Below are 9,591 nucleotides of genomic sequence, written 5' to 3' on the forward strand. Positions count from 1 at the left end.
TCATGTGCGTTGGTCATGCCGGCGGCGCATGCCGATCAGGTCGAATTCAATGGCGCGTTTTTGCCTGCAGGCTCGCGCAGCCTGGATCTGGCCGCGTATCAGAATGGCAATCCCGTCTTGCCAGGCACTTACCGTGCCGATATCGCCCTCAACGGCCAGCTGAAAAACCGCCAGGATATCAGGATTCACGCGAATGACGACGGCAGCCATCCGGTAGTGTGCGTATCGCGCAAGCTGCTTGAATTGCTTGGCGTCGACATGACGCGTCTGTCGCCGCAAGCGACGGCCTTGCTGGAAGCGGACAACTGCGCCGAACTGGGCAAGCTGATCGAGAATGCGACGGCCAAGTTCGTGCCGGAGAGCCAGCAAGTCGACATCAGCATTCCGCAGATTGCGCTGCGGCGCGATGCGCGCGGTTATGTCAGCCCGGAACTGTGGGATAGCGGCGTGACGTCCGGCATGCTCGGTTACAGTTTCAACAGCAATCACAATAAAAGTGGCGACAGCGCCTTCAACTCAGCCTACCTGGGCCTCGACGGCGGCTTCAATCTCGGCGCCTGGCGTCTGCGCCACAAGAGTGCGCTGAGCTGGCAGCAAGCGGGCGGCAGCCACTATCAGGTGCTCGACACCTATCTCCGGCGCGACATCACCTCGCTGAAAAGCCAGCTGACCCTGGGCGACGCAAATACCAGTGGCGAGATTTTCGACACCCAATCCTTCCGCGGCGTGCAACTGGCCAGCGATGACCGCATGCTGCCGAACTCGCTGCGCGGCTATGCGCCGGTGGTACGCGGCATCGCCCGCACCAGCGCCCGTGTGACGATACGCCAGGCGGGCAATATCTTGCTGGAAACGACGGTGGCGCCAGGCGCCTTCGTCATCGACGACCTGTACGCCACCGGCTATGGCGGCGACCTGAACGTGACCGTGTCCGAAGCGGACGGCAGCGAACAGCGCTTCGTGGTGCCGTATGCCGCCGTGACGCAGCTGCTGCGCCCGGGGACGCTGCGTTTCGGCGCCACGGCCGGCGTGACGCGCAATAATTACCTGAGCCAGCAGGCAGGTTTCATGCAAGGTACCGTGCAATATGGCTTGAATAACAGCCTGACGGGCTACGGCGGCGTGCAAGCCAGCGCCGATTATTTTTCGCTGCTGGGCGGCATGGCGTTTGCCACGCCGATCGGCGCCATGTCCGTCGATCTGAGCCATGCGCAGACTGCCCTGGACGCCGAGAAGGCCAAGGGCCAGAGTATGCGCGTGTCGTACAGCAAGAATATTCTGAGCACCGGCAGCAATTTTTCGATGGCGGCCTACCGCTTTTCCACCAGCGGCTACCTGGATTTCGCCAACGCCATGCAGGCGCTTGACGCCGAGCGGCAGGGCTATGCCACGACCATGCTGGACCGGCCCCGCAACCGGCTGTCGCTGACGGCCGACCAGAGCCTGGGCGAGTGGGGCAACCTCAGCGTCAGCGGCTATACGCAAAATTACTGGAACCGGGAAGGGCAGGACTTGCAATACCAGCTCAGCTATAACAAGCGGGTCGGGCGCATCAGCTATGGCATCAGTGCCAACCGCGGCAAGACGTCGTCAGGCGTCATGGAAAACCGCTTGCTGCTTTCCGTCAACCTGCCGCTGGGCAGTAGCGCCAGCGTCGACATGCCGCACGTGTCGGCCCAGCTGGAGCGCAACGCCGATGGCCGCTACAGCCAGCTGGCCACCGTCAGCGGCACGGCCGGTGAAGAACGCCAGTTCGGCTATGGCGCGTCAGTCAGCCGCGATGGCAGCAGCGGCAGCAGCAGCGGCACCCTGAGTGGCCAGTACACGGGAGCGCGGACATTTATTGGTGCCTCGATCGGGCGCGGGCAAGACTATACGAGCGCCTCGTTCAACATGAGCGGCAGCGTGGTGGCCCATCCTGGCGGCGTGACGTTGTCGCCGCACCGTGGCGACACCATGGCCGTGGTGCATGCGCCTGGCGCCGCCGGTGCCAGGGTGGCCGGCTATCCTGGTCTCAGGCTGGACGCCAGCGGCAATGCGGTGGTGCCGTATCTGCGTCCGTATGAACTGAACGATGTGGCGATCGATCCTGTGGGCTCGTCGATGGACGTGGAAATGCGCGAAACGAGCCAGCAGGTGGCGCCGCGCGACGGCGCCGTCGTCTTCCTCAAATACAGCACCAGCACGGGCCGCGCAATTTTGTTCCATGTGCGCCTGGCGGGCGGCGACGTGCTGCCGTTTGGCGCCACGGTCAAGGACGAGCAAGGGCAGTCCGTGGGCATGGTGGGCCAGGATGGCCAGTTGTATGCGCGCCTGCAGGAAAACAGCCGGCAACTGTCGATTTCGTGGGGCAGCAGGGCGCATGAGCGCTGCTCGCTGCCGGTGCCAGCGTCGTTGTTGCAGGGCGAAGGCGGACAGCTGCAGCAAGCCGATGCCGTGTGCGTGCCGGAACTGATCAATGCCAAGGCGGCGCCCGCCGAAGAACGCAGCGCTGACTTGCTGGGCGGCACGTATTCAGTCGATATTTTCGTGAATGGCCAGCGCATGGAGCGACGCGACGTGGCGTTCCTTCCTATGCCCGGGGGACAAGATGCGTCTCCTTGCATGAGTACGGTTGATTTGCAGGCGTATGGAGTGCAGCTTTCCAAAGAGCAGTTGCTGCAGCCATGCCAGCTGGTGCTGCAGTCGATTCCCGGCGCCAGCTGGAGTCATGAGGCAGCCGTGCAGCGTCTCGATCTGCAGGTGCCGCCTGCATTTCTGGCCGCGCTGGTACCACGCCAGGATTTGCAGGTCGCCGCAGCCAGAAAATATGAAGAAACCGCGCTTAAAATCAACCAAAAAAGAAAACCATGAACGTTCGTAAAGTGCTGTCTCTGCTGGCCGTATTGCTCGTTTGTGGTGCGCCGCAGCTGGCTCAGGCGTTCGAATGCCGCATCACCGATGGCGCTGCTACCACTGCAACGATGGCCCTCCAGATCAGCAGCCTTACCGTGCCGCGTGATGCACCCAACGGCACTTATCTCTACACCCAGGCTTTTCAGAATGCCGATGCTGGTATCCAACGGATTGGCTGCACCGATGCGATCGAGTCAGAAGGCGAGGGATACGGGTATGTTGCAGGCGTACTTGGCAGTGTCAGCTCCAGCGCTGTCCCAGCAATGGCCGGGAAAATTTATGAAACCGGGGTGCCCGGCATCGGTGTGGTGTGGCAGGTCACCTCGGATACCTCGCTGAATGTCGGCAAAGGTACGTACTTTTACTTGCCCATTAAGTGCCTGCCTTCTAACAACTTACGGGCTGAATGCTATACAGGCAGGTCCGGGTCGGTGAGAGTACCAACTACTTTCAGGGTCGCGCTCGTAAAGACTGGACCGGTGGGCATAGGCCTTATACAGGCAAGCGCTTTGGGCCGGGCGATTCTCCGTATACGATTTTCATATTTATCCGGTAGCACGAGTAGCAACGAAGTTGACGTCGTGACACTGGGATTGACAGGCAGCATACGCGTTGTCAGTAAAACCTGCACGACGTCTGATGTCAGCGTACCACTTGACCGTAGCAAGATAATGCCCCTGAAAGGGGCAGGCATGTCCCTGCCGGCGGTCAACTTCGAAATCCGCTTGACCAATTGCCCAGGGTTTCCTGGTAGTATTTCGAGCGGGGGCGGTGGCGCACTTTCTTCGCAAAATGGTGGCGTCATTGGCCCCAGCAGATCGCCGAATACCCTCAAGATACGTATAGACCCGATGGCAGCGGCGATCGATGCCAGCAAAGGCGTGCTGAGTCTGACGGCGGAGAAACGGGCTGCCACTGGCGTGGGAGTACAACTGTTAGACGAGTCAGGTCAACCCTGGATATTGTCGAAGGAAGTCGGCGTGCCGAATCTCGAGGCCAATACCGTTTCGTTGACCATCAAGCTGAGCGCGCGCTATCTGCAAACGGCAGCCAAGGTAACGCCCGGCTTGGCCAATGCCGTGGCGACGTACACGCTGAATTATCAGTAGCTTTCTTGCTGGGTTGAAAGGTCGCCAATTGCGTGTACGCAGGCTGGTGGCCAGACGAAAAAAACGACTCGCAAGCGTAATGCCGTTCAGTTAAGACTGAACGGCATTTTTATTTTCCGGGTTGTAACCGTCAGAAGAGGCTGCTAACGCGCGGGACATGCTGGGACATGCTTGAGGACACGATTCATTTTTTGACGGAGACCCAAACGGCGCCAGATTGAGGGCGTCTGGGGTAACATTTGTCGCTCGAGTGGGGCGATCAGGAAATAATCGACACTTCATCATTCCCGCCAAATCGAATACGACGCGGAGACCGCTGGCGTTGGCAGGGGGGATGTGCTGATCGAGATGAAGCTGGCACAGCAGGTTCGCAAAAAATGGCCGGATCTGCCACCATCTTGGCGGGCACGCACCATTGCCGTGGTCGATGGCCAATGGCGAAAGCGGCATTGGCGGTGAAATGCGATCCCACTGAAATCAGCGTTGTACTGGCGATCCACGTCATCCAATATGAGCTGCCCTGGTCGCCATCGTGCGTTCCCAGGACAAGTTGCCAGCCTTGATGCAATGCCTGCGTCAGCGGCTAACCAGGTCGCTGAATGAAGAACGGCCCGATCGCCAATTCGACCGGGCCGTCAAAGCCGTGCCTCGGCGTTACACCGTCCGGCTCTTGCAACGAGACCTTGACTGAACGTCAATACGCCGGTGAGAGCGCGTTGTCGTGTATGACCATGCGGCCTCCAGAGCTTCAGGACGGCAAGCGATGCCGGCAGGGGGACAACAGTGCCCGCAGTTCGCCGATGGACAGACCCGATGCTTCGTGCATGCGTATCAGCATGTCCGTATCAAGCGCGGTGCTTCCTCTTCTCAGCTTGCTGATCGCAAAGGGCGGCACGCCTAGCTCGCGTGCCAGGCAGGCATCATTGTGCAATCCCATGTAGGCGAGCAGGCGTTCGACCAGTGCCGCGGCATCATGCGTGTGAACGGCTGTTCCGGTACCCGTTGCATCGGTGCTCAAGATCAGTGGTAATTGCTTCATATCGGTCATGTCATATCGCCTTCACTGTCATTGCCACTGGCTTGGCCAGTTGACGCTGGATGAAGTCCGCGCGTTCCAACGGCCTTGCCAGCGCATAGCCCTGGCCGACGCGGCAGCCGATGCCCAGCAAGGCTGCCAACTGCATTTCATTCTCGATGCCTTCGGCCACCAGCTTGAGGTTCAGCCTTTGTGCGAGGGCAATCAGGGTGGCGATGATGGCGTGCGACTGGGTATTGTTTTCCATATCGCGGACGTAGGCGCCATCGATCTTGACTTCATCGAAAGGCATCTTGGACAGGACGTTGAAGGTGGCGGAGCCGGCGCCGAAATCGTCGAGCGACAGGGTAAAGCCCTTGGCTTTCAGGGTGTTGAGGCATGCCGACAGGCACAGTTCATCGAGAACCGGCAAATCTTCGGTAACTTCGACTTTCAGCAGGCGCGTTGGCAGGCAGGCATCCCACATTCTGGTGGCCAGCTGCTCGGCCATGCCCGGTTCGCACACGGTATCGATCGAGGCGTTGACGGCCAGCGGCACCTCCGCGCCATGGCGGCGCAGGTAGTGCAGCACATCGATGACTTCCCTGACGACCAGGTCGAACAGCGGCAAATGCAGGCCCAGCCGGTTGACCATGGGAATCAGCACGGCTGGCGCCACCTCGCCGTAGCGGGGGTGGTGCCAGCGCAGCAGCGCCTCGGCGCTGACGATGCGCCGGCTGTGCAGGTCGTACTGGGGCTGGTAGACGATGCGCAGTCCTTCACCCGTATGGATGGCATGGATGATGTCTGCTTCAGAAGGCAATGCCAACGGGCGATGGCCGGGCGCGTACACGGGCCGCTTGCAGTCATGCGCCGCGTCGCCCGGCACGGAAAGATAGGGCAAGGGCAGGCGCTGGCGCACCGTGATGGAAGGATTGGCATACACGGAGGCGCTCATGGCGTTGTCCCGAAGGGTTGGAGATGCAGGAAGTATAGGCAGGGCGTTTATTGCAAGAAATCGGAATGTTCTGAAAAGCGGCGGCGCGGATGGCTCGCAGCCGCGCAGGGGCGGCGCTCGCCGAGGCGGCAAGACGGCGAGGATGCCGGCGTGGCGGGTGGCGCCGCTTCAGCGCCGGCGCATGCAGGCCGCCGCTTAAACGCCGAACGCGCAGCGCATGAAGTCGCGCCGGATATCGTTGATCCTGTCGAACTCGCGCGTGTAATACAGCTTGTTCGTCAGCAGCACCGCGTAGCGGCCGCGCCGGGGGCTGAGCCACATGGCAGTGCCGGTGAAGCCCAGGTGGCACCAGATGTCGTCCTGCGGCGCGGTGCCGGCCGCCGGGTGCCAGAACAGGCCGCGCGACGGGCTCAAGGTACCCGTCTGTACCCTCAGCGAATCGCGCACCCAGCCGGCGTCAAACACGCCGCCCTGTTGGCCGCTTGCGGCCGCCAGCATGGCCCGCAGGAAGCGCTGCAGGTCGGGCACATTGGAGAACAGGCCGGAAATGCCGCATACGCCGCCCAGCAGCCGGGTTGAAAAATCATGCACCGTGCCGCACAGGTGCGCGCCCGCAGCATCGCAGTATTCGGTGGGCGCGGCCAGGTGGGCGAGCGGTGGCGGCAAGGGGCCGAAGCGCGTGGCGGCCATGCCCAGCGGGCGCACAATGTACTCGTCTAGCGCCTGGTCCAGGGGCATGCCCAGCAGGCGTTCGATGACCCAGCCGAGGATCAGAGCGGCGCGGTCCGTGTAGGTCACGGCCTGGCCCGGCACGCCTTCCAGCGGTTCGCGCAGCACGCCGCGCACGATATCGTCGTACACCTCGCCATAGCTGGCGCGCAGGCGGGCGCGCAACGGTAAGCCGGCCGTGTGGGTCAGCAGCTGGAAAATCGTGATGGGCCCCAGGGCATAGCCTGCCGTGCCGGGCAGCAGGTCTGCCAGGCGGTCGTCCAGGTGCAGGCGCTGGCGGCGCATGAGCCAGCCGGCCAGCGACCAGACGCTGACGATCTTGGTCAGCGAGGCGATGTCGAACAGGGTATCGGTCCGCATGGCGGTGCTGGCGGGGGCGGGCGTGAGGCGCCCGGCCGCGCCCATCGCACTGTGCTCCAGGCTGCCCACGGTCCAGGCCGCGCCTGGAAAAATCTGTTGCTCCACGCCGGCGTCAAGCAGTGTCGTTAATTGGTCCGTCAAATCTGTGAGGTGTGTTATTGGCATGATGAAGGTACGGTGTTTGTTGGGTGTTGCTCTGCCGCTGCCACCCCCAGCCAGCGCGCCACCGACTGCGCCACCCAGGCGCCCTCGTCGAGCGGCAGGTCGTGGCCGGCCTCGCCGTGGATCAGGCAATCGGCCTGCCAGGCGCGCGCCAGGTGCTGCGAGCAGCGGTGGTCGACGAGACGGTCCTGCGCGCCGGCCATCACCAGCACGGGCATGGCCGGACGGCTGGCCGGCGCGCGGTAGCGGGCGGCCGACAGCAGCTGGCGCAGCGCGTTGCGGCGGCTGACCGGGAATTCCTGCTGGAATGCCAGCCAATTGTCCAGCAACGCAGGATTGCCCGCCGCATGCCGGCGGCTGGTCAGGCGCAGGATCAGCGCTTCCTGGCTGCGCGCGTCGCCGAAGCACAACTGGCGCAGCAGCGCCGGGTAGTTCTGCCAGCGCAGGCGCTGGTAAAACGGATTGAACGGCCGCATGCTGGTGTTGAGCAGCACGCAGCGGGCCACTTCCCGCGGGTAACGGTGCGCCCATTCCACGGCCACCATGCCGCCCAGCGACAGGGCCAGCAAGTGGTAGGGCGCCGGGATGCCGCGCGCCAGCAGCTCCTGGCGGCAGCATTCCACCATGTCGGCCACGCGCGTGGCGCTGTCCTGCTGGTGGCGCGTGCCATTGCCGGGTAGGTCGGGCGTGATGATGCGGGCGCCGGGCAGGGCGCCGGCCAGGGTGGCGGGAAAGGTGCCCCAGTGGCGCTGTTCGCGCATCAGGCCACGTAGCAGGACCCAGCTTGGCGAGACCGAGCTTGGCGAGGCCGGCGGCTTCATGATTCGTACCACTGCACCAGCGCGCGCCGGCGCTGGGCTTTGCGGGCCAGGCCGTCCGGCAGCCAGCGGCCATGGCTGCTGGCGGCGCGCATGAGGAAGTCGAACCACACCAGGTGGCGGCGCAGCACGCGCTGCAGGCGGTGCGCGGCCGTGGGATTGAAGATGCTGACACGGTTGAACAGCTGGCGCGGGTTTTTCTTGACCCAGCGCCACGAGCCCATTTCCAGGGTCAGCGGCAGGAACACGCGTTCGCTGTAGCCGGTGCCGTTCAAATACAGATAGTCCCACAGGTCGCCATGCGTGCGGTATTGCCGGCTTTGCGGCTCGAACACATAATTGTGGTTCGGGTAGCTCTGGCTGAACAGTTCCTCCAGCGCGCCGATCTCGGCCAGGTGTTCGATCGGCACCTTGGTATGCGCGTGGGGAAACCAGATGCGGTCGCGCAAGCCGAAGCCGGAATGGCAATCGAGGGCCATGCTGAACTGGCGCGACAGCAGTTCGCGCTCGACGAGGTCGCACACGGCCTGGCTTTCCGCCTCCATCGGCGCGTCAAAGGCACCGCGGTACCAGGGCAGGCGCGGGCTGTAGCGTTGCCCGCCCAGCATGAAGGGCACGCGCTCGCGGGCGCTCAGCGGCGCGTTGCGCATCAGGTCCACGCCGCGTGGATTGCTGCGCGTGGCTTGCCACATGCCGCCCGGATTGGCCAGCGGCATGAAGACCAGGCGCATGCTTTCCAGCTGCTGGTGCAGGGTGGCGTCCCAGCGCAGGCGGGCGATCAGGCTTTCCAGAAAAGAGAGCAGCACTTGCGTGCCGATGCGTTCGAGGCCGTGGATGCCGCCAAAAAAGCCCAGCGCGGGCACGTCGGGGCTGGGGTTGCCCAGCGCAATGGTGTACACGGGAAACTGGCGTCCATCCATGGCGATGCTGCAGGGCGTGGCCACTTCCAGGTGATTGCCGCCCTCGTCAATGAGGCGCTTGAGCATGACCAGTTCGGGCAGATTCTTTTCGATCATCAGGCGTCTGAAAGAGAGAGTGACAGCCAGTGTAGCCGAAATCCCGCCCATTCCCGGCGTCCCGCATGACGAAATTTACGCGGTGCCGGCATGTCACGAAGCCGTCATGTTTAGTGTGTAGCCTGTTGCAGTTGACGCAAGCATTATTTTTTTGAAACAGGATCTTGCGCGCGCTTTACTCCTCACACGATAGCGACAAGAGAGCGATATGACAGGCAGCCCGGCATCCGTCCATGTGCTTGCGCTGGCCGGATGCCTGGTTCTGCTGGGCTTACTGGCCGCGGCGGGGCCGGTGCGGGCGCAGCCGCTTGACGCCGTCGTCTGGCAATTCGATATTCCCGCGCAAAACCTCGGCGACGCGCTTGACCAGTACAGCCGCCGCACGGGCATCGCCGTGCTGATGGACCAGCGCTACGCGCAGCGCCAGTCCGCCGCCGTGCGCGGCCCGCATGCGGCAGGCGCGGCCTTGCACGCCTTGCTGGCGGGCACGGGCCTGCAATCGCGCCAGTCCGATGCGCAAGCCGTCATC

The 9,591-nt window shown here is 63.2% G+C and carries 7 protein-coding genes and 1 pseudogene; 3 read left to right on the forward strand and 5 right to left on the reverse strand.

Annotated elements, in window-relative coordinates:
• The first annotated feature begins 15 nt into the window (after positions 1–15).
• Positions 16–2,853: a fimbria/pilus outer membrane usher protein gene (locus tag JaAD80_RS17145; RefSeq protein WP_180979454.1), complete on the forward strand. Its 2,838-nt coding sequence runs from the start codon at positions 16–18 to the stop codon at positions 2,851–2,853.
• The gene (locus JaAD80_RS17150) at positions 2,850–4,004 is read left to right on the forward strand and encodes a fimbrial protein (protein WP_102295758.1); all 1,155 of its coding nucleotides are present in this window, start codon (positions 2,850–2,852) and stop codon (positions 4,002–4,004) included. Before JaAD80_RS17145 ends, JaAD80_RS17150 begins: the two co-directional genes overlap by 4 nt.
• Positions 4,005–4,752: 748 nt before the next feature.
• Here JaAD80_RS17150 and JaAD80_RS17155 read toward each other — a convergent pair.
• From JaAD80_RS17155 to JaAD80_RS17175, 5 genes are all read right to left on the reverse strand, one after another.
• The gene (locus JaAD80_RS17155; protein ID WP_258003044.1) at positions 4,753–5,052 is read right to left on the reverse strand and encodes a transcriptional regulator; all 300 of its coding nucleotides are present in this window, start codon (positions 5,050–5,052) and stop codon (positions 4,753–4,755) included.
• Position 5,053: 1 nt separating this feature from the next.
• Positions 5,054–5,977, reverse strand: coding sequence for an EAL domain-containing protein (locus tag JaAD80_RS17160; protein WP_102295760.1), 924 nt, complete (start codon positions 5,975–5,977; stop codon positions 5,054–5,056).
• 195 nt (positions 5,978–6,172) lie between these two features.
• The gene (locus tag JaAD80_RS17165; protein ID WP_219726840.1) at positions 6,173–7,207 is read right to left on the reverse strand and encodes a serine hydrolase; all 1,035 of its coding nucleotides are present in this window, start codon (positions 7,205–7,207) and stop codon (positions 6,173–6,175) included.
• Positions 7,208–7,221: 14 nt separating this feature from the next.
• Complete coding sequence (locus JaAD80_RS17170) at positions 7,222–8,049, reverse strand: alpha/beta fold hydrolase (protein WP_102295764.1); 828 nt, start codon at positions 8,047–8,049, stop codon at positions 7,222–7,224.
• Entirely contained in the window at positions 8,046–9,062 is a 1,017-nt protein-coding gene (locus JaAD80_RS17175; protein ID WP_102295766.1) for a M14 family zinc carboxypeptidase, read from the reverse strand. Before JaAD80_RS17175 ends, JaAD80_RS17170 begins: the two co-directional genes overlap by 4 nt.
• 208 nt (positions 9,063–9,270) lie before the next feature.
• Between JaAD80_RS17175 and JaAD80_RS17180 the strand changes: the two are divergent.
• Positions 9,271–9,591 (forward strand): annotated as a pseudogene (locus tag JaAD80_RS17180) (hypothetical protein); the annotation flags it as partial.

This window comes from Janthinobacterium sp. AD80 (assembly GCF_002878455.1).
Lineage (GTDB): Bacteria > Pseudomonadota > Gammaproteobacteria > Burkholderiales > Burkholderiaceae_D > Janthinobacterium.

What these genes read in the sequence shown, in the direction of transcription:
- JaAD80_RS17150 (WP_102295758.1), top strand. Translation starts at nt 2,850, where the DNA reads ATGAACGTTCGTAAAGTGCTGTCTCTGCTGGCCGTATTGCTCGTTTGT.
- JaAD80_RS17160 (WP_102295760.1), bottom strand. Translation starts at nt 5,977, where the DNA reads ATGAGCGCCTCCGTGTATGCCAATCCTTCCATCACGGTGCGCCAGCGC.
- JaAD80_RS17170 (WP_102295764.1), bottom strand. Translation starts at nt 8,049, where the DNA reads ATGAAGCCGCCGGCCTCGCCAAGCTCGGTCTCGCCAAGCTGGGTCCTG.
- JaAD80_RS17145 (WP_180979454.1), top strand. Translation starts at nt 16, where the DNA reads ATGCCGGCGGCGCATGCCGATCAGGTCGAATTCAATGGCGCGTTTTTG.
- JaAD80_RS17155 (WP_258003044.1), bottom strand. Translation starts at nt 5,052, where the DNA reads ATGACCGATATGAAGCAATTACCACTGATCTTGAGCACCGATGCAACG.
- JaAD80_RS17175 (WP_102295766.1), bottom strand. Translation starts at nt 9,062, where the DNA reads ATGATCGAAAAGAATCTGCCCGAACTGGTCATGCTCAAGCGCCTCATT.